Genomic DNA, 18,558 nt, shown 5'->3' with positions numbered 1-18,558 from the left:
GGGCAGGTTTAACAGCGCTTGGATTGAAACTCAATTGGTGCATAAAGATAAAAATTCCATTCGTGGAACCTATAATCATGGTCAGTATTTGGAAGGAACAAGGGAAATGATGCAGTGGTATGCGGATATATTGATGAGTTAGAGCATAAATCAAACTGAATAATATCATTTAGCCACCTTTGCTAATATTCGTAAAGGTGGTCATTACCTAGACTTTATTTTTTCCTAATTACTGATATCGAGCTATAATTTAATCTGCTGCGACAAGTACACAGCCACCAGAACATCCACAAGCGACTTTATGGCCTTTTAGCGCGACAGGAATACCATTAATTTTCATTAAATTATCCCCTTCAACGATAGTTCCTGTTTTTTACATGAAAGGCAATAAACCGAGTCGCCCACACAGGCGACTTCTTGGACTTGTTTGGCAAGGGAGGATCCCGTAAGCACTGTACCACCTGTGTTGGTGGTATCATTTTTTAAAATAACTTTACGACCATTAACTGTGCTACGCATGATCATCAACCTTAAGACCTAGTACATAGTTACATTAGTTTATTTATTCTTATCTCAAAATACAATTAATTAGTATATGTACAAATCTAGAAAACTTTCTGCTCCAATACTGCCTAAAAAAGATTTGTCTCAGCAGACCAACCAATCGCAGGTTTTTCATTATCAACAATCTCTATAAATAAGCATAAACTGATACTTGCATTATATAACTCTTTAATTTTAATAAGTTCATTTTTTTTATCCGAAAATTTCTCAAGTATTTTTTTCGTTTGAATTTCCACGTCATAGGATTTTTCTTTATCTGTTCGAACTATCCAGTAACTGGTTGGATGATAAAATTCTCTTTTTACATTTAAATTCCGCTCACCTTTTACGGCTACTTTACTAGGATTAATATTTAGCATCTCAGTTATTTTCACGATATCTAATTTTTCATCACCTGAAATTGAAAACTCCGCCTGAACTGTTGTTTTAGTCATTCTATAACTCCTATCAGTTAATATATTCGCCAGTAGGTATTCCTGAACCTTTTCCACCTTTCCTAAAGATCCAGACTTGTCCAGAATCTTTATCTACATAAAGGTCATATTTTTTATTTCAGCATTACTGCCTAAGAATTCACTTTGTATTTCATGCGCATCAACACCTTTATCTTTTAAATATTTATCATCTAACATTTTACTATTTTTAGGTTTTTCTTCACCATTATCACCCGCACTTTCACTCAGGTAAACATAAACCACTGGTAATGATGGTATTGGCGTAATTAAAATATAATTACGTAAATCTTTCGCATCCGGTACAGGTGTAATGTATATCTGTGGCTGCCCTTCATTAATAGGAAAGCCACCCGCTGACGTAATATCAAGAGCCTCAGGGAGCTGATTGCTACCCGTATGCGGTCTAATATCTAAAGGCAGTGACGGTGGATGCCCTGTGTGAATTCGACCTTCCTCCTCATGGATTTGGGATTGAATACCCACAAAATTACCATTTTTCGCATAACTGATAAAAACGTCTTCCCCGTCATCGGTATAAATTTGTACACATCTGCTGTACTACCCGCATATCGTAAGCCTTCTGATGCTTGATAAACCGCCAATGAACGGACTTTTTGCGCCTCCGCTTCTGAAGCGAGTTCCATCATCCTAACAGGAACTTGGTCTTGCCCACTCTCCGTAGAGGTATGATAGCCGACTACTTGACCATCTTCATCGATTCCCATACGTATTCGAGTGGCCGCGGTTCCCTTAGCGAGCGCCTTTTCTTTTAAATCCTCATAAGTCAGTAAATCACTTGAGTCACTCGATTCTATACGAGTAAAAAACCCTACATATCCCATACTCACAAGGATACTCAGTGCTGATAGTAAAGGAGCATTCACTTTTATTGTAGGTGATACACGAGATGTTGAGTAATCATCAAAAAACTTATCCGAGGATTGCCAGGTATTTTGACTCTGAGCTGCGCCGCCCGATACCGCCATTTGCTGAAGAAATATCATCGCTAACGGGATGAGTATCAATGGATTGGCTTCAGCCGTCGAAATACCAAATAAAGACGCAATGGTAAATTCTGTAGGTTTAGCTTGTTCGGACGGTATCAGTTTGGGTTGTACCTGATCGATGACAATGTAACAATGGTTCTGTGAAAGTGACACGAACCGATCTCCATCAATGTTACTCACCGATCTCCTTCATGGTAATACGCAACAGGCGTTCATGATCCCTTTAAACCGATGAGCGAGAATACGGTGAATAAAGCCGGACATATTGATGAACGTCGATTAATGGTGCAATGGTGGGCAGATTATTTGGATGCGAATCAGGAGAAAACAATATCTCCTTTTGACTTTGCCAAGTTGAATAATCCAATGAATCACTAAGACTTTAGCTATGTCATATAAGAGATCCATTTGCAATACGAGAAGTGAAATGATGCAGTGGTATGCGGATTATGTTGATGAGTTAGAGCATAAATCAAACTGAATAATATCATTTAGCCACCTTTGCGAATATTCGTAACGGTGGTCATTACCTAGACTTTATTTTTTATTCTGAGTACTGATATCAAGCTATAATTTAACCTACTGCGACAAGTATACAGCCACCTGAACACCCACAAGCGACGTTATGGCCTTCTAGCGCGACAGGAATATCATGAATTTTCATTAAGCTATTCCCTTCAACGATAGTCCCTGTTTTTTACATAAAGGGTAATAAACCGGGTCGCCCACACAGGCGACTCTTTGGGTTTATTTGGCGAGAGAGGAAGCCGTAAGCACAGTACCTCCGGTATTCGTAGTATCATTTTTTAAAATGATTTTTCTGCCGTTTACGATACTTCGCATCATTGCACCATTTATCTGATATTTGAATATTCAAATTTTTCTAACTTAGCTAGTTCAAGAGTAACTTCATTAAGTAATTCATTGATATTTAAATCAAATTTTTCCGGAATAAGGTCTAGTACATCCTCAAGTTCACAACCTTTAGAAATGATTTCAGTAACATGTTTGGATACTTTATGCTCTGAAAAAAACTTAACGTAATAAGGTTTAAATATTAAATTATTAGCTTCATCTATAGATAGTGTTTTTGATTTTAGCCCAGTCAAAACACCCAAAATAAATACAAGTGTAAATTTATCTATGCTAGTACTTTCTATTTCATAAAAAAATTTTTGTTTCATATAAATTCCTAATCGATTATAAGGATTATTTTGATTTATATAAAAAATTAGCCGAGTGGGAAGCATTTTATTTTTATAAATCAACATATATTACTAGTATTTTAACATATACTGATAATTATTTTAGGAGGTTTCATCATCAGAAAAATTTGCATCTTTTGCTATTACTATTCCAGAAAGACCTACACTAGAATTTATATAGTATAAAAAACAACCTAAAGGCAATGCTTTTTTTATTCCGAACTCATCTTTAATCCATATAGGGATCTCTTTATATTGCTCTATCTCATATATTATATTTTGTTTTTCGAATTCAGACAAATCCCAATAAATTACTTCTTTAAACCGTATTTTTTTCTTATTTGATAAAAAAAACTCAAGAACTTCTTCTTTATCTGCATAAAAAATTCCATGTATATTTTCATCATGAACATTTACTGTGTTAATCATTGATGATTTCTCCGGGTTATAGTGGCCTTCCATTTGATCGGATTTTATTTGGTGAAAACTCTGATGGATATTCCCAATCATGAACATGCGGGTCTCCTGCGCCTTGATCATAACCATAATCGATATCTTTTACTGGCTTACCTTCTGAGTCATCTTTACTTACTTGTTGTAATTTATTTGTTTCTGGATTTTTTATCAAGGTTGTATTCTTCGGCTAATTTCCCATTACTAGTAATACTGATAAAAAATGCTATTAGCAAAAGAGGTATAATAAACAACCTTACGTTACAAGTTATTAACCGGCCTAAACACATATCTATATTGATAATGCATTATAATGTACCTACCCTAAAATTATAAGATAAGCACACTCTATGTTTATAATTTAAAGTGAACTTCACAATAAAAACCATCGTTACTTGAAAGACATGATATTAACTCATAAACAATTTCATCACCAAGTTCTTTTTTAGAATAAATAGTTAAATAACTATACTCAATAAAATGAACGAAATTTAAAAACACTATTTTTATATCTTCCTCACTTAAACCTTTGGCATTGACCTTAATTACATATTTGTTTCCGGTTTCATTAATTGTTAAAGAGTGAATTTTATCTTTAGTAATATCAAGATCACTAATATTATCTATGGATAAAAAATAATCCGAGATTTCGAAATATAAACCTTCAATTATATCTAATTTCATGTTTTTTAGTGTTTCAAAAATCATTATTACCTCGACTTAGAAATATATTTAGTATCATTAATGTTCTTTGGATGAGAATAAACAGTTATAATACACTGTGAATGCTCATCAGTGAAAACTGTATTACCTCTTTTGTCTTGGTATCGCCATGTCTGTTCTCCTGACATAGGATCAATTTGTTTGGTTTTACTTTTCTGATTATTATCTATAATATTATCAATCTGTTCAGATGAAAACCCTCTTTCTTCAGCTCTTTCTGCTCCATGCTTTGTGTATGTGCGCCCTTTAGGTGTTACATCGCCAGCTTTTTTTACTTAAATAAACATAAATCACTGGCAATGACGGTATCGGCGTAATTAAAATATAATCACGTAAATCTTTCGCATCGGGTAGCAGGTTAATGTATATCTGTGGCTGCCCTTCATGGATTGGAAAGCCGCCAGCTTGTAGTGGTCAATAAAAATTGGTCACGGTTTTAGAGTTTTTCCAATACAATCGCTCTAATTTATTGGGTGTTAATCCACCATTATATTGATGAGGTCTGAGTTGACTATAATACCCGGTCATATAACGGATTATTTGGTACTGAGCTTCAGTAAAACTTCGATAACCTGTCTCGGCACCCACTCTGTTTTTTTAAGCTTCTAAAAAAACGTTCCATTGGTGCATTATCCCAGCAATTACCTCACCGAGATAAACTTTGTTTTATCTGATAACACCATAGTAACTGACGGTAATGACGGCTTGTATAATGGTTTCCTTGATCCGAGTGAAACAGAACATTTTTAGACTTACCTATTGATTCAAAAACTATTGATAGCGCTTTTCGTTAACTGACTATTTGATGATAATGACATTGCCCAACCAATCGATTTTCGGCAAACAAGCCCATCACAACAGCTAAATACATCCAACGGTCACCCGCCCAAACTTGCTCCGGCTTTGTCACTGCAAACTGGGTGCTAAATAATTCGGTATTTCCACATGTTCTTGTGCTGCTTTTTTATACCGATATTTCGATATTTGACAGCTCACTACAGGAAGATCACCAATTTGGCAGGTAAATACGAGTCCTGAATACAGTTTACGATTAGCAATTGCATCGTAAATATCTATTTTCTTAGATTGAGAGAGCTGAGATGCGGTGGACTCAAGAACCGATTTAAGGCGCTGTGGCTCTGGCCTGTTTAATAGAGATTGCCAGTGTTGACCCGCTTTTTCAGCATCAGATAAAGGGTTCTTAGGGATTGATTTTGACATAAGAGGCTTTATCTAGCGATAGCAAAAAGATCAAAAAAATCCCCCAGTAAGATAACCCTACTGAGGGATTGATTTAGCGATTAGCTTGGTTAACCAAGCCTAAGCACAATTATAGAACGTCAACGCAGTTCAGTTCTTTGAACGCTTGCTCTAAACGAACAACCATGGATTCTTGACCTTTACGCAGCCATACGCGTGGGTCATAGTATTTTTTGTTAGGCTTGTCATCACCTTCTGGGTTACCCAACTGACCTTGCAGATAACCTTCGTTCTTTTTGTAGTAGTTCAGGATACCTTCCCAAGTTGCCCACTGAGTATCTGTATCGATGTTCATTTTGATAACACCGTAGCTAACAGCTTCTTTGATTTCAGCAGCGCTTGAACCAGAACCACCGTGGAAAACAAAGTCTAGGCTGTTGTGAGGCAGGTTAAATTTCTCAGAAACATAGTCCTGTGAATTACGTAGAATTTTTGGTGTTAACTGTACGTTACCTGGCTTATAAACACCGTGAACGTTACCGAAAGAAGCAGCGATAGTGAAACGAGGGCTGATTGCGCTCAGTTTCTCATACGCGTAAGCAACGTCTTCTGGTTGAGTGTACAGCGCAGAGCTATCCATACCGGTGTTATCAACTCCGTCTTCTTCACCACCAGTACAACCCAGTTCGATTTCCAGCGTCATATCGATTTTCGCCATACGAGCCAGATACTTAGCACAGATCTCGATATTTTCTTCCAGAGTTTCTTCAGACAAGTCAATCATGTGTGAAGAGAACAGAGGCTTACCGGTTTTCGCATAGTGTTTTTCACCTGCGTCTAGCAAACCATCAATCCATGGCAGCAATTTACGTGCACAGTGGTCAGTATGCAGGATCACAGGAACACCATAATGCTCAGCCATTTGATGGACGTGTTGAGCACCTGAAATGGAACCTAAAATAGCCGCTTGTTGGCCTTCCGCTTTTAAGCCTTTACCTGCGATAAAAGCAGCACCGCCGTTAGAAAACTGTACAATAACTGGAGCACGTACTTTCGCTGCCGCTTCAAGTACGGCATTAATTGAGTCTGTACCGACACAGTTCACCGCTGGCAATGCAAAGTTATTTTCTTTGGCAACTGCGAAAACTTTTTGTACATCATCACCTGTGAGAACACCCGGTTTTACAAAATCAAAAATTTTAGACATTTGAAAAGGTCCTGTGTTAAACAGGCTGCATCGGCAGCCTGTTGTTCATGACAAATTAATTACGCTTTAGCACGTTCTTCCAGCATCACAACTGCTGGCAGCTTTTTACCTTCAACAAACTCAAGGAAAGCACCGCCGCCAGTTGAGATGTATGAAATTTTATCCGCGATACCAAACAGATCGATAGCCGCTAATGTGTCACCACCACCCGCGATAGAGAAAGCTTCACTATCGGCGATAGCACGAGCAACGATTTCTGTTCCTTTACGGAAGTTAGGGAATTCAAAGACACCAACAGGGCCATTCCACAGAATGGTTTTGGCATTTTTCAAAATTTCAGCCAGACGCTCAGCAGACTCATCACCTAAGTCCAAAATCTGCTCGTCATCTTTAATTTTTGAACTGGATTTCAGTGTCGCTTCGGCAGTTTCAGAGAACTCTGTCGCCACACGAACATCAGTCGGAACTGGGATATGGCAGTTTGCCAGTAATTTTTTCGCTTCAGGGATCAGGTCCGCTTCATATAAAGAGCGACCAACGTTGTTGCCTTCTGCCGCGATAAAGGTATTTGCAATACCACCACCAACGATTAATTGATCGGCAATTTTAGATAGAGAATCTAATACCGTTAGTTTTGTTGATACTTTTGAGCCACCTACGATAGCGACCATTGGGCGAGCAGGGTTATCTAATGCTTTACCTAATGCTTCAAGTTCAGCACTTAACAGAGGGCCTGCACATGCAATCGGAGAGAACTTCGCCACGCCATGCGTTGATGCTTGAGCGCGGTGAGCAGTGCCGAAAGCATCCATAACGTAAACATCACATAATGCAGCGTACTGTTTTGATAGCGTTTCGTCGTCTTTTTTCTCGCCTTTGTTAAAGCGTACGTTTTCCAAAACGACAAGTTCACCCTCTGCGATATCCACACCACCAAGGTAGTCTTTTACAAGACGAACAGGATAATCGATTTTGTCGGCTAGATAGTCAACAACAGGCTGCAGTGAAAATTCTTCATTGTACTCGCCTTCAGTCGGACGACCGAGGTGAGATGTGACCATGACTTTAGCACCTTGCTTGAGAGCAGTTTCGATTGTTGGTAATGAAGCACGGATACGTGCGTCAGAAGTAACTTTGCCATCTTTTACAGGAACGTTTAGGTCAGAGCGGATGAAAACGCGTTTACCCGCTAGGTCCAAATCGGTCATCTTAATTACAGACATGGTGAATCCTCTTGTTGATTCTCTATAAAGTTTTCATTAATGGCTGTTTGGGTATCAGTTTACCCTACCGTCTGTCAGCCGTTAATTAGTTGAAACCTGTTGCTGCCATCGCTAATGTTGTATCTAGCATCCGGTTAGCAAACCCCCACTCGTTATCACACCAAACAAGGGTTTTAATTAAATGCTTGCCGCTAACTCGCGTTTGCGTCCCATCAACAATCGCACTGTGTGGATCATGATTGAAATCCATCGAGACTAACGGTAATTCAGTATAGTCTACTATACCACGAAAATGACCATGTGCGGCGCTTCGCAACAGTTCGTTTACTGTAGCCACACTAACATCACTGTGCACGGTAACACTCAAATCGATAGCTGTCACATTGGTTGTCGGCACACGTACTGATATCGCCTCAAAATGGTCTTGGAATTTAGGAAAAATCCGCGTAATTCCTGCTGCCAACTTTGTATCAACAGGAATAATAGATTGGCTAGCCGCTCGCGTTCTTCTTAAATCATGATGATACGCATCGATCACCGGCTGATCATTCATTGATGCGTGGATCGTTGTCACCGTACCCGATTCAATCCCAAAAGCATCATCGAGTAATTTAATAATCGGGATAATGCAATTTGTGGTACAAGATGCGTTTGAAACAATTTTATCTTCAATCGTTAAGTTATCATGATTAACACCATAGACAACTGTCGCATCCAAATCATCCGTACCAGGGTGAGAGAACAGTACTTTCTTCGCGCCTGCTTCAAGGTGTGCTAAGCCATCTGCACGGGAACCAAACACCCCAGAGCAATCAAGTACGACATCAACCCCTAGCTCTTTCCAAGGTAAGGCGCCGATATCAGGCTGATGGAAAAGACGAATGTTATCGTCGCCAACCTGTAACAACGCACCATTAAGACGGACATCCCAAGCAAAGCGCCCATGGCTAGAGTCGTACTTGAGCAAATGAGCAATCCCTTCAGGAGTTGCTAGCTCATTGACCGCGACAACGACTATTTCAGCACGCCGCCCTGACTCGTATAACGCCCTTAGTACACTCCGCCCGATCCGGCCAAAGCCGTTAATCGCCACTTTTATTGGCATCCTACACCTTGAATTTCAACAAAATCACACGGCTGATAAGGATAACTGACTCACACAAACTCTACTGCTGATTTTAACTGTCAAACATCAAAAGTGTGCTTCACTCGACATTTTTGAAATTTTTTATCTCAATCACAGCAAAGACTGAAACGGTTCAGCTAATTAAGAATTAGATTAAGGGATATATTCACAGAACGCAATAGTCAAACCCAATGAAATGCACAAAAAAACAACGCCCCTGCACCAAAATTGATACAGAGGCGTATTTTCACTCGTGATTACTGCCTATCTCTAGGCCGTAACCGCAATTATTTCAGCAATGATTTCGCTGCTTTTACCGCATTTTCAACAGTAATACCGAACTCTTTAAATAGCTCTTCGGCAGGTGCAGACTCACCAAATGAGTGCATACCAACGATAGCACCATTCAGACCTGTATACTTAAACCAGTAATCTGCAATGCCCGCTTCAATCGCAACACGCTTAGTGACGCTTGAAGGTAGAACAGCTTCACGGTATGCCGCATCTTGCTTATCAAATACTTCAGTTGAAGGCATTGAAACAACACGCACTTTATGACCTTCGCCAGATAGTTGATCCGCAGCTTTCACCGCCAACTCAACTTCTGAACCTGTCGCAATAAAGATAAGCTCAGGCTGACCTTCGCTATCTTTCAGGATATAAGCCCCTTTCTCGATTTCAGCTAATTGTTTCGCTGTACGAGGTTGTTGCTCCAGATTTTGACGGGAGAAAATAAGCGCACTTGGGCCGTCTTTACGTTCAATAGCGTATTTCCATGCCACCGCTGATTCAACTTGGTCACATGGACGCCATGTATTCATGTTTGGCGTCACGCGCAGGCTAGCTAATTGCTCAACAGGTTGGTGAGTTGGACCATCTTCACCCAGACCGATAGAGTCGTGAGTGTAAACAAAGATACTACGCACTTTCATCAGTGCAGCCATACGCACCGCGTTACGCGCATATTCAACGAACATTAGGAATGTTGCACCATAAGGAACAAAACCGCCATGCAGAGCGATACCGTTCATGATTGCTGACATACCAAATTCACGGACACCGTAGTGGATATAGTTACCCGCTTTGTCTTCGTTCAGTGGTTTAGAGCCTGACCACATTGTCAAGTTACTTGGTGCTAGGTCAGCAGAGCCGCCTAAGAACTCAGGTAAGACTTTACCGAAGGCTTCTAATGCATTTTGTGATGCTTTACGGCTTGCGATATTCGCAGGGTTCGCTTGCAGATGTTCAATAAATTTTTTCGCTTCTGCATCGAAATTCGCCGGTAGCTCACCCGCCATACGACGTTTAAATTCTTCAGCTAATTCAGGGAATGCTTTTGCATAAGCGGCAAATTTTTCATTCCAAGCATGTTGTTTTTCTTTACCTGCATCACGCGCATCCCAAGCTTTATAGATTTCTTGTGGGATCTCGAATGGGCCATATTGCCAATCCAGAGCTTTACGAGTCGCCGCAATTTCAGCATCACCTAATGGTGCACCATGGACTGATTCAGTGCCTGCTTTATTGGGTGAACCAAAGCCGATCACGGTTTTGCACATAATCAGTGTTGGCTTGTCTGTTTCGCGCTGTGCTTCAGTAATAGCAGCATGAATTTGGTCAGCATCATGACCGTCGATATCACGAATAACATGCCAGCCGTAAGATTCAAAACGCCCTGCCGTATCGTCTGTAAACCAACCTTGTACATGACCATCGATAGAGATACCGTTATCATCGTAAAACGCGATCAGTTTGTTTAACTTCAGCGTACCAGCCAAAGAACAGGCTTCGTGGGAAATCCCTTCCATCATACAACCATCGCCCATAAACACATAGGTGTGGTGGTCGACGATGTCATGGCCTGGACGGTTAAATTGAGCAGCTAATGTACGCTCTGCAATAGCAAAACCAACTGCGTTTGCGATACCTTGCCCTAATGGACCGGTTGTGGTTTCAACACCTGGAGTATAACCATATTCAGGGTGGCCAGGGGTCTTAGAGTGGAGCTGGCGGAAGTTTTTTAACTCATCCATAGATAAGTCATAACCCGTCAGATGCAGCAAGCTATAGATCAACATTGAACCATGGCCATTTGACAGCACAAAGCGGTCACGGTTAGCCCAGTGTGGATCTGCTGGGTTATGATTCATATAGTCACGCCACAGCACTTCAGCAATATCAGCCATGCCCATAGGCGCACCAGGGTGCCCTGATTTTGCTTTTTGAACCGCATCCATACTTAGAAAGCGGATAGCATTAGCAAGGGTTTTACGAGTCGTCATTAGTATACTCCAGGTCGGATAAAAACGTACTTAAACCAATTTTCACAACGCAATATGGAATTGTTGCACTTTTTCACAGACAAGCTATGAAACTAACGCAATTTGCTCCACACAGCAATTATTCGCTACATTCGTGCCCGCGAATCGTCAATAAATTAAACTATTTCAGAGCTGAATCCTTTCCATTGCGCAAAATATCACTTAAAGATGATTTTTTTGCGCAAATCATTACCCTTATTAAACCTGAGTTTACCATCAGGGATCAAGGTGATTTGTCATTCTTATGCATTTAGGGATAACAATAGTGATTATTAGCAAATTTTGCTATGAAAAATTGGTGGATTAGATAAGAGATAAGCGTGGCTCTACACATCGAAACAAAAAATCCCTATTCGTTATACGACTTGGTTATAATCTCGATACAACAGGAGCACGCTAGCCGCCAAAAAATGAGTATATTTAGCTCAAAAGCGCTGAATAATCCAATGCAGATAGGAATGAAGAAGAGATATCTGCTAATAAATAAAAATAATGCATTAGAGGTTTAATTGTGGCATTTGAAATTTTTCGCAATATTGTGCACTACGGCTTTCATTTTTTAGTGACAATCTTATTTGGCTATCTATTTTGGCGAAACTAGCTGAAAATTAGCAGCATTATTGATGATAACAACCATGACAGTCGATTTAGATCATTTACTGGCCTATCCGATTTTTGAGCCTAATCAATAAAGTATTGGTTTCCATTCGTTACACACTGGTTGGGCGGCTATCGCATATGTGATGATATTTTTACTACCATCATGGAAATTAAAAGCAATTGCGGTGGGGTATTTATTCCATCTTTTTACCGACTCACTGGATTGTTATATGGGAAATTTAAAACAAAATACCACCTATATCGTTCTCATTGAGAAATATCATATGCACAGCCCCCACTATCACTATATTAGTGGTTAGCCATATACAAACCAAAATCGGCTATTTATGATAATAAATATCAATAGTCATAAATAGCCAAATTCTACATTTTATTTATATCACTAAAAACAATAAATATCCTTGGAGCTACTTGCCCATGCTCCGATAAAAACCAACATATGCATTAGCAAATAATTGGCAGCCAAATTTGATACCTTCTTTAATCATAAATTGATATTTTGGTTCATCCCAATATTGATTGACTACTTTCAAAAAATCTTCTGAGTGCTCAATATCCAGTTCTCGATGTAAACCATAATGGGTGATCTTATCTTCTGGCAGCCAACCCTCTTTAGTTATAGCTTCAAATATCATGCACGATACATCAACAAACGTTCTCTCAATACCTGCATACATAGAAGCAGCAAAACGAAAATCACAAAAAGCAGAAACTCCACGTAATGCTTCATTAAAGATCCGAGCATTCGGAGGGGGGTTCTGTAAGTCAATACTGGATATATCACCGCCTAAACGTTCGATCAAAGTTAAGATTGTATTTCCATGTACATTTTCCTTGATACCTTGACCATGTTCTTCCCAAAGATTACCCACCAAGGCAATTCGTGAAATGGGGTCGGATATATTGGCAATAATTTGTGCCATTGGCCTACTGAAAAAATAAACCATCGATGCAAATTCTAATTGGCTATTTAAAAATTGTTCATGGGTCATTTCACCAGAAGTCAGAGATTTAAAGTAGGGATTTTCAGGTAGATTTAAATCAAGTATAGATGATTCCAATTGATTTTTTAATTCTATATTCAATGACATACATCAACCTCCAAGTTTATTTTCAGGGAAGAATACGTTTTTTATCAAACAAGATAAAAGTAAATTAATCATTTCCTTTAAAATAACCATGGCATATTTCAGTTACATTGACTTATATTTAATTATATTAATCATTAATAATTTATTACCCTATTAATTTACCAATAAAAATAACATCATGAAATATACAAATTTAAATAATTCTAATTATTAACAAAGTAAAATAACCATTCTAATTACCAATATATAAATTATATTTTCATCACTTTATTTTAATTAAAAGTACATGATGATATTTTGTCGCTTTTATGGACGCTAAGAATAATGACGATAGGGGGGGATTTTTACCGATTCATTGGATTGTGATATGGAAAGAGTTTAATCCTAAACACACCACATAATATTTGAATACGATAGCTTTGGCTCAGTTTTTTAATTATCGCAAGTTGTTCAGGGAGTCTGACATCACCAGAAAAGTAGCCTTCTTTAAGAGCTCGTCATGCTTTTCGAGATGAGCAATTTTCTTTTTTAGTGCACGAATTTCAACTTGTTCTGGTGTCATTGCCGATGCTTTTGGCGAAATACCTTTACGCTCGTTTTTGAGTTGCCGCCCCCATTATCCAATGGTTGATTTACCCACGCCCATGGCATTGGCAGCTTCGGCCGCGGAACAATTTTAATCAATGACAAATTGAGTCGCTTCAAGTTTAAGTTCAGCACTTAAAAATCGTTTTATACGTTTTGCAATAAATGTCACCTGTTTTTTATGAGGTAATATATCACCTCTGACTTGGTAACCAAATTAACTTTACTACTCCAAATTTTCATAAATCCAGTAAATTTCTGAGAAATGGGAACATATTCAATTTCTGTAGCTATTACTTATAAGATTAGTCTAATATGCACTCATTTCTCTAAATAAAAATACCGTTGATAGCACCTGCATATCCAAAATTAGAGCAAATGGCATCACTCAATTTGTAAATAGCAATGAAATTGATGTCGCTTTATTATTTATTGTAAGATGCATTTCAATTAATTGTACCTATTACTACAACACTTGTTTGATATTCCCCTGCTGTAACACTCCCTGTAGACGATTTTAGCTGTCCATCAATTGTGAATGTCACTTCCCCTATCCCCGTATTAACGATCGATGACCCGCCTAATTTCCCATTTATACCAATAGAAGCATTAAAAGGGCCCAGTTTAACTGAATCTCCACCAACCACAGTAAAGGTAATAGATGCATCCTTTGTACAAGATACTGAGCCTATAGATTGAGCCATGTTTCCAGCCCAGTCATTCATGCCTACAGTTCCAAAGTTCAGATCAGGTAAATTCACATTACATACAGCTGGGATGTCAGGAATTAACCCAGAAGGAATATCAGTGCCACGTACAGTATTATAAAATAAAGACCGGCAAGTAGAACTGTTGACTGTATTTGATGTGCAAGCGATTACATCTGCCAAAGCAGTCATAGACCCATTACGAGGTAAAACCCGAGTATGATTATAACTTCCATTTGAGCAAGACCGATTGGCACATATACCAGATATAGCCCGCCAAATATAAAATTTGTTGATGCTTGGTAATGGAATATTAACTGTCGGTAAATCGGATAAAATAGCTTGATTACATGGTTTATCAACCTTTATATACAGATTGGGATCATAAAATACATCACCAAACACATCCCAACGCAGATGCCCGTAACTGTAATCATACCAGCCGTCAGACTCAGAAAAGTATAGAGTTCCATACAAATAACATGATGATCCTCCTGATACGTTAGAAAGTGTATTGTATTTAGCATCAATAGTCACTGCTCCACCGGAGTAGCCATAACTTTCAGCGGACATAACTCCAGTATCATACCCAGCAGAATCGGTTATAGGACGCCGATCAATATTATCTTGGATTTTATATACTGTTCCAAATATTGAAAAAGACCCTTCACCATATCCTATTGCTCTTTGCGGAGTATTGTTCTGATTGAAGTAAGATGCCCCAATAGAAGTTAATGGAAAAGTGAATAGCAAAAGAGCTAACTGAATGCGCATTTATGGATTCCTTGTGTCGCTTGATAATGAATACTCATCAACGAAATCTATTTTGAAATTGAATACCAAGAAATTTGCCACCGCTTAAACTGTTATTGTGAGATAAATACTAAGCAATAGATGGCAAATAAATCACTACTAAACCTTAGCGAGCATTGACGTATATAGTCTTGCACTAGCCTGATAGAAAACACCCCGTCTCTACCCCGTAAAATGGAGCATCGCTTCACTGATATATCAACATATACGTCAGCGTCGCCGTAAAAAAACCCGGCTGAATGCTCTCTACCGTTGCGTCTTCCACTGCCTGTATATATGACCGTAACCGTATCGTCATATCCCCTTTTTTTATCGGCATTAAAGGCTCTACCTGAGTGTTATTAATGGGTAACGCTACCCCACTCGGGGTTTCAAGACCTATCGCAATCCCACTAGCCTGACTTCCAGCATCTACATTCAGTAATCCATTGTCGGTCGTCGAAACACCACTAAATTTCACTGAAATACTATTTCCCAAAGAAGTATCACAATCCGTCAAATGAAATAGAATATCTTCTTTACTGTAACGACGCTGTCCATCCACCAAATCCTTTGAATTAATATTGCCCCCAAAGTCAACTCCAAAGTTCTCATAATTCGGGTCAACCGTGCACGGCAACGCAATCAACGTTCCACTGTACTGAATATCATTACTGTTCGCCGCCTGAGCCACTGACGGTAGAGAACTGCAACACCACAGTATTGCACTCATCGACATCCAGAAAGTTCTCTTGTGATTGAATATCTTCATGGGTAATTCATCTCCACACTGGCCGTCGCGGTAAAATTCCCTTCATATAACATTGCAGACGGGTCAGTATCCTTCACTGGCACCGCATACAAGGGTAAAGTTGCAACGCCATTATCCGACATCGTTATCGGTGTCCCTGTGTTAGGTGGTATGACGACCCCTTGATGGTATAATCGTACCCCCAACCCAGTCTGACTAGCTTGCAAGGCTTTATTATCAAAACTCTCCGCGACCATCCCGCGATACTCAAGATATAACGCCACGGCATTCCCAAGCCCTGTTCCGCAACTCAGCGTCAAGGTAAAGTCTTGGCGATAGTTTTCACCATTAATCTTGGTGATCCCCACCTCGCCAAATGGCACGCGGATCGGCTGGTCAACCCCGTCCGGCCCCACCACATCACACGGTGGATTTTGGATTAAGTTGGCGGTAAAATTCACATCTACCGCATACATCGTCAGCGGCATCAAGCTGCTTAGCCATAATGCCATCACAGATACCTTAGCTTGTCGGTTCATCATCATTGATACTCCACACTCAACGTCGCGGATGCAGTCATCTGACCGTCATTAATCCCCCCAGTCCCACTGCCAATCGGTATCACACTGAGGGTTGGCTGAGTGCTATAATTAAAATGACGCCAGACACCTAAATTCAGATTACTGTTACCCGCCATAAGGCGTAATCCTAAGTTCTTGTCCGAGGTGGACAACACATTCGCCGCTTGGCCACTCATGCGGGGACCATCAAATTTCAGTTTTAAGGCTGGATTACTTGCTGCATCGTCGCAACTTAGAGTATACGGAATGTCAGTTTTCCCGTAGCTAACGCCATCGATGTTTTTTATGATCAGGTCGCCCATCGCCACATTGATGGGCTGTCCAATCCCGTCAGGCCCGTAGATATCACAGGTCTTCTCAACCACTGTGACCTTCACGGTTAAGGTATAGGTTTCTGCAAGGGTCGCCGCTGAACACAGCATCAAGCTGCTCATCAACAGACTCGTTGCCAGCACTTTCGGCAGTCGACATCGTCTCATTGTCATAGTGATGACCACTCCTACTCGTACAACATTTCAAATGCAATCAGCGCCGAATACGCTCCCGGCACAAGCTGCCCCGTTCTCACCGGCGTCACGTAATAGGTCAACTGACTTTGCCCTGAAGGCAATAACTGTGGCTCACTTTCTAACCCCAAAGATAGCAGTGAACCATTTGGCGTCGTGATAGCCAGCCCCAATCCTCTTACCCCATTGACGCGAGCGACATCCGGCATTGATGGCACACTATCTGCTAAAAAACGAATTTTGACTGCTGGCTGACTGGAGCTCCATGCTGTCATTCCCGTTTGTACATTATCTAAACGAGTCTCAGTCTCTAAACAGTCCTCTAACTCAATCTGAAACGGTACGGGTGCTCCTCTACCATTATGCTGCAAGGTACTGGTATCCAAATTCCCCATCTCGACTGATTGGTAACTAGATGTCATCGCTAGCCGACATGGGCTTTCCGTTAATGAACCTGACACGTACAACACACCATGCTGTCCATCGACATTCCAGTTATCTACTGGCCGATAGAGATTGCCATTATTATCAGCCGCCATGCCTGATAAACTGACGGTGCTGCTAAACATCGCTAGAAGTAAGCCGTATCGGAAAACGTTTTTTCTTTGTAAGTCTGTCATGCGTACTCCTTCAATATGGGCACCGTCAGTCGGGTGCTTACTCGAATTATTCGCTTTTACCATTTGGAACAACCTGACAGCTCGACGCCTGACAGCGGAAGGTCAAATTAGGGCGTCCACCATAATCATTGATGTAAGTCAGTACGGGATTATTTCCTAATTGATTAGCGCTGATGCCTAAATCATCCTGCCCAAACGGTGGCACCATGACAGGTGTAAAATCTTTGCCATCCGATGCTTTGCCATTAGTCGTCGCATTAATAATCGTGACGTAATACGGGGTTGGATTTTTCACGATATAACGTTCACCTTGTTTATCTAAGGTTAATTTGTCTTGCCATGGCGCACCGTTTTTTTCAGGTATTATCGCTTTAGGTCGATAAAACAGTTTCACTCGTGTTTGCAGAGCAATTTGCAATGTGTTTGGTTTATCGCTTTTTGGCGGTATTTCTCGTAAATTAAAATAAAATAAAGACTCACGATCTTGAGGTAACGCACTAATAGCAGGTAATGCTTCAATTTTTACTTGGCTTGATTTACCTGGCTCTAAACGCTGTACGGGCGGTAATACAACCAATGGCGATTGGATCTTCTGCCCTTCCGCATTTTCAATCCACCCTTGAGCTAAATATGGTAACTGTTTGTTGTTATTTGAAATATTGAGTGAGATTGACTTTTGTCCACCATCAAAAATAACCCGAGTCCTATCCATTGATACCGCGGAATAAGCTGTGCTGCTAAATAATGCCAAACCAATTAACCCCATGGTTGCACGATAAGAAATCGTTAATTGCATAGTTATTTACCTTTTATTTCTGTG

The 18,558-nt window shown here is 40.0% G+C and carries 19 protein-coding genes and 7 pseudogenes; 3 read left to right on the top strand and 23 right to left on the bottom strand.

Annotation, left to right across the window (positions count from 1 at the left end; all coding sequences use genetic code 11):
• Positions 1-142: pseudogene (locus PR675_RS10680) on the top strand (integrase); the annotation flags it as partial.
• 108 nt (positions 143-250) lie between these two features.
• Here the strand turns inward: PR675_RS10680 and PR675_RS10675 are convergent.
• From PR675_RS10675 to PR675_RS10655, 5 genes and pseudogenes are all read right to left on the bottom strand, one after another.
• A pseudogene (locus tag PR675_RS10675) lies at positions 251-519 on the bottom strand (PAAR domain-containing protein).
• Between the two features lie 113 nt (positions 520-632).
• The gene (locus tag PR675_RS10670; RefSeq protein ID WP_230089034.1) at positions 633-998 is read right to left on the bottom strand and encodes a DUF4279 domain-containing protein; all 366 of its coding nucleotides are present in this window, start codon (positions 996-998) and stop codon (positions 633-635) included.
• Positions 999-1,011: 13 nt separating this feature from the next.
• The gene (locus PR675_RS10665; RefSeq protein ID WP_080739801.1) at positions 1,012-1,068 is read right to left on the bottom strand and encodes a hypothetical protein; all 57 of its coding nucleotides are present in this window, start codon (positions 1,066-1,068) and stop codon (positions 1,012-1,014) included.
• A gap of 23 nt (positions 1,069-1,091) precedes the next feature.
• On the bottom strand, positions 1,092-1,502 hold the full coding sequence (locus PR675_RS10660; protein ID WP_040132849.1) for a hypothetical protein: 411 nt from the start codon (positions 1,500-1,502) through the stop codon (positions 1,092-1,094).
• Complete coding sequence (locus tag PR675_RS10655; protein ID WP_272582743.1) at positions 1,430-2,044, bottom strand: S-type pyocin domain-containing protein; 615 nt, start codon at positions 2,042-2,044, stop codon at positions 1,430-1,432. The genes PR675_RS10660 and PR675_RS10655 overlap by 73 nt, the downstream gene beginning before the upstream one ends.
• A 228-nt stretch (positions 2,045-2,272) precedes the next feature.
• Here PR675_RS10655 and PR675_RS10650 point away from each other — a divergent pair.
• Positions 2,273-2,404, top strand: a pseudogene (locus tag PR675_RS10650) (tyrosine-type recombinase/integrase); the annotation flags it as partial.
• 196 nt (positions 2,405-2,600) lie between these two features.
• Here PR675_RS10650 and PR675_RS10645 read toward each other — a convergent pair.
• From PR675_RS10645 to tkt, 10 genes and pseudogenes are all read right to left on the bottom strand, one after another.
• A pseudogene (locus PR675_RS10645) lies at positions 2,601-2,869 on the bottom strand (PAAR domain-containing protein).
• Positions 2,870-2,880: 11 nt separating this feature from the next.
• Entirely contained in the window at positions 2,881-3,210 is a 330-nt protein-coding gene (locus tag PR675_RS10640; protein ID WP_040132847.1) for a DUF3969 family protein, read from the bottom strand.
• Positions 3,211-3,333: 123 nt separating this feature from the next.
• On the bottom strand, positions 3,334-3,660 hold the full coding sequence (locus PR675_RS10635) for a hypothetical protein (RefSeq protein WP_101495235.1): 327 nt from the start codon (positions 3,658-3,660) through the stop codon (positions 3,334-3,336).
• Between the two features lie 16 nt (positions 3,661-3,676).
• Positions 3,677-3,859, bottom strand: coding sequence for a hypothetical protein (locus tag PR675_RS10630; RefSeq protein ID WP_101495236.1), 183 nt, complete (start codon positions 3,857-3,859; stop codon positions 3,677-3,679).
• Positions 3,860-4,038: 179 nt separating this feature from the next.
• Positions 4,039-4,392, bottom strand: a complete 354-nt coding sequence (locus tag PR675_RS10625) for a hypothetical protein (RefSeq protein ID WP_040132845.1) — start codon at positions 4,390-4,392, stop codon at positions 4,039-4,041.
• 429 nt (positions 4,393-4,821) lie between these two features.
• Positions 4,822-5,412 (bottom strand): annotated as a pseudogene (locus PR675_RS10620) (IS3 family transposase); the annotation flags it as partial.
• Positions 5,413-5,737: 325 nt separating this feature from the next.
• Positions 5,738-6,814 carry a class II fructose-bisphosphate aldolase gene (gene fbaA, locus PR675_RS10615; protein ID WP_004927260.1) on the bottom strand — a complete coding sequence of 359 codons (1,077 nt, stop codon included), beginning with the start codon at positions 6,812-6,814 and terminating at the stop codon, positions 5,738-5,740.
• A gap of 59 nt (positions 6,815-6,873) precedes the next feature.
• Positions 6,874-8,037: a phosphoglycerate kinase gene (pgk, locus tag PR675_RS10610; RefSeq protein ID WP_004927258.1), complete on the bottom strand. Its 1,164-nt coding sequence runs from the start codon at positions 8,035-8,037 to the stop codon at positions 6,874-6,876.
• Positions 8,038-8,122: 85 nt separating this feature from the next.
• Positions 8,123-9,142 carry an erythrose-4-phosphate dehydrogenase gene (gene epd / locus PR675_RS10605; protein WP_004927255.1) on the bottom strand — a complete coding sequence of 340 codons (1,020 nt, stop codon included), beginning with the start codon at positions 9,140-9,142 and terminating at the stop codon, positions 8,123-8,125.
• A gap of 308 nt (positions 9,143-9,450) precedes the next feature.
• Positions 9,451-11,445: a transketolase gene (gene tkt, locus PR675_RS10600; protein WP_004927251.1), complete on the bottom strand. Its 1,995-nt coding sequence runs from the start codon at positions 11,443-11,445 to the stop codon at positions 9,451-9,453.
• A 550-nt stretch (positions 11,446-11,995) separates the two neighbouring features.
• On the opposite strand from tkt, the pseudogene PR675_RS10595 reads away from it, so the two are divergent.
• Positions 11,996-12,404, top strand: a pseudogene (locus tag PR675_RS10595) (DUF6122 family protein).
• A 108-nt stretch (positions 12,405-12,512) separates the two neighbouring features.
• On the opposite strand, the gene PR675_RS10590 reads toward PR675_RS10595, so the two are convergent.
• From PR675_RS10590 to PR675_RS10555, 8 genes and pseudogenes are all read right to left on the bottom strand, one after another.
• Positions 12,513-13,196 carry a TenA family transcriptional regulator gene (locus tag PR675_RS10590; RefSeq protein WP_004927246.1) on the bottom strand — a complete coding sequence of 228 codons (684 nt, stop codon included), beginning with the start codon at positions 13,194-13,196 and terminating at the stop codon, positions 12,513-12,515.
• Between the two features lie 365 nt (positions 13,197-13,561).
• Positions 13,562-13,944, bottom strand: a pseudogene (locus tag PR675_RS10585) (transposase); the annotation flags it as partial.
• A gap of 283 nt (positions 13,945-14,227) precedes the next feature.
• Positions 14,228-15,262, bottom strand: a complete 1,035-nt coding sequence (locus tag PR675_RS10580) for a hypothetical protein (protein WP_060560630.1) — start codon at positions 15,260-15,262, stop codon at positions 14,228-14,230.
• 226 nt (positions 15,263-15,488) lie between these two features.
• Complete coding sequence (locus PR675_RS10575) at positions 15,489-16,052, bottom strand: fimbrial protein (RefSeq protein WP_060560631.1); 564 nt, start codon at positions 16,050-16,052, stop codon at positions 15,489-15,491.
• The gene (locus PR675_RS10570) at positions 16,049-16,576 is read right to left on the bottom strand and encodes a fimbrial protein (RefSeq protein ID WP_239686432.1); all 528 of its coding nucleotides are present in this window, start codon (positions 16,574-16,576) and stop codon (positions 16,049-16,051) included. Before PR675_RS10570 ends, PR675_RS10575 begins: the two co-directional genes overlap by 4 nt.
• Positions 16,573-17,097: a fimbrial protein gene (locus PR675_RS10565; RefSeq protein ID WP_231405893.1), complete on the bottom strand. Its 525-nt coding sequence runs from the start codon at positions 17,095-17,097 to the stop codon at positions 16,573-16,575. The genes PR675_RS10570 and PR675_RS10565 overlap by 4 nt, the downstream gene beginning before the upstream one ends.
• 14 nt (positions 17,098-17,111) lie before the next feature.
• Positions 17,112-17,801 (bottom strand): fimbrial protein, encoded by a 690-nt coding sequence (locus PR675_RS10560; RefSeq protein WP_432694565.1) that lies wholly within the window; start codon positions 17,799-17,801, stop codon positions 17,112-17,114.
• A complete protein-coding gene (locus tag PR675_RS10555; RefSeq protein ID WP_060560633.1) occupies positions 17,785-18,534 on the bottom strand; it encodes a fimbria/pilus periplasmic chaperone in 750 nt (249 codons plus the stop codon). Before PR675_RS10555 ends, PR675_RS10560 begins: the two co-directional genes overlap by 17 nt.
• Positions 18,535-18,558 lie beyond the last annotated feature (24 nt).

Origin of the sequence: Providencia sp. PROV261 (genome assembly GCF_028477945.1) — a bacterium.
In the GTDB taxonomy this organism is placed as follows: Bacteria; Pseudomonadota; Gammaproteobacteria; order Enterobacterales; family Enterobacteriaceae; genus Providencia; species Providencia stuartii.
Note: the sequence above shows the minus strand (reverse complement) of the source record. Positions and strands in the feature narration are given on the sequence as shown.

Coding starts and splice junctions, on each gene's coding strand:
- PR675_RS10670 (WP_230089034.1), bottom strand. CDS start 998: ATGACTAAAACAACAGTTCAGGCGGAGTTTTCAATTTCAGGTGATGAA.
- PR675_RS10640 (WP_040132847.1), bottom strand. CDS start 3,210: ATGAAACAAAAATTTTTTTATGAAATAGAAAGTACTAGCATAGATAAA.
- PR675_RS10635 (WP_101495235.1), bottom strand. CDS start 3,660: ATGATTAACACAGTAAATGTTCATGATGAAAATATACATGGAATTTTT.
- PR675_RS10625 (WP_040132845.1), bottom strand. CDS start 4,392: ATGATTTTTGAAACACTAAAAAACATGAAATTAGATATAATTGAAGGT.
- fbaA (WP_004927260.1), bottom strand. CDS start 6,814: ATGTCTAAAATTTTTGATTTTGTAAAACCGGGTGTTCTCACAGGTGAT.
- pgk (WP_004927258.1), bottom strand. CDS start 8,037: ATGTCTGTAATTAAGATGACCGATTTGGACCTAGCGGGTAAACGCGTT.
- epd (WP_004927255.1), bottom strand. CDS start 9,142: ATGCCAATAAAAGTGGCGATTAACGGCTTTGGCCGGATCGGGCGGAGT.
- tkt (WP_004927251.1), bottom strand. CDS start 11,445: ATGACGACTCGTAAAACCCTTGCTAATGCTATCCGCTTTCTAAGTATG.
- PR675_RS10590 (WP_004927246.1), bottom strand. CDS start 13,196: ATGTCATTGAATATAGAATTAAAAAATCAATTGGAATCATCTATACTT.
- PR675_RS10580 (WP_060560630.1), bottom strand. CDS start 15,262: ATGCGCATTCAGTTAGCTCTTTTGCTATTCACTTTTCCATTAACTTCT.
- PR675_RS10575 (WP_060560631.1), bottom strand. CDS start 16,052: ATGAAGATATTCAATCACAAGAGAACTTTCTGGATGTCGATGAGTGCA.
- PR675_RS10570 (WP_239686432.1), bottom strand. CDS start 16,576: ATGATGATGAACCGACAAGCTAAGGTATCTGTGATGGCATTATGGCTA.
- PR675_RS10565 (WP_231405893.1), bottom strand. CDS start 17,097: ATGACAATGAGACGATGTCGACTGCCGAAAGTGCTGGCAACGAGTCTG.
- PR675_RS10560 (WP_432694565.1), bottom strand. CDS start 17,801: ATGGTAAAAGCGAATAATTCGAGTAAGCACCCGACTGACGGTGCCCAT.
- PR675_RS10555 (WP_060560633.1), bottom strand. CDS start 18,534: ATGCAATTAACGATTTCTTATCGTGCAACCATGGGGTTAATTGGTTTG.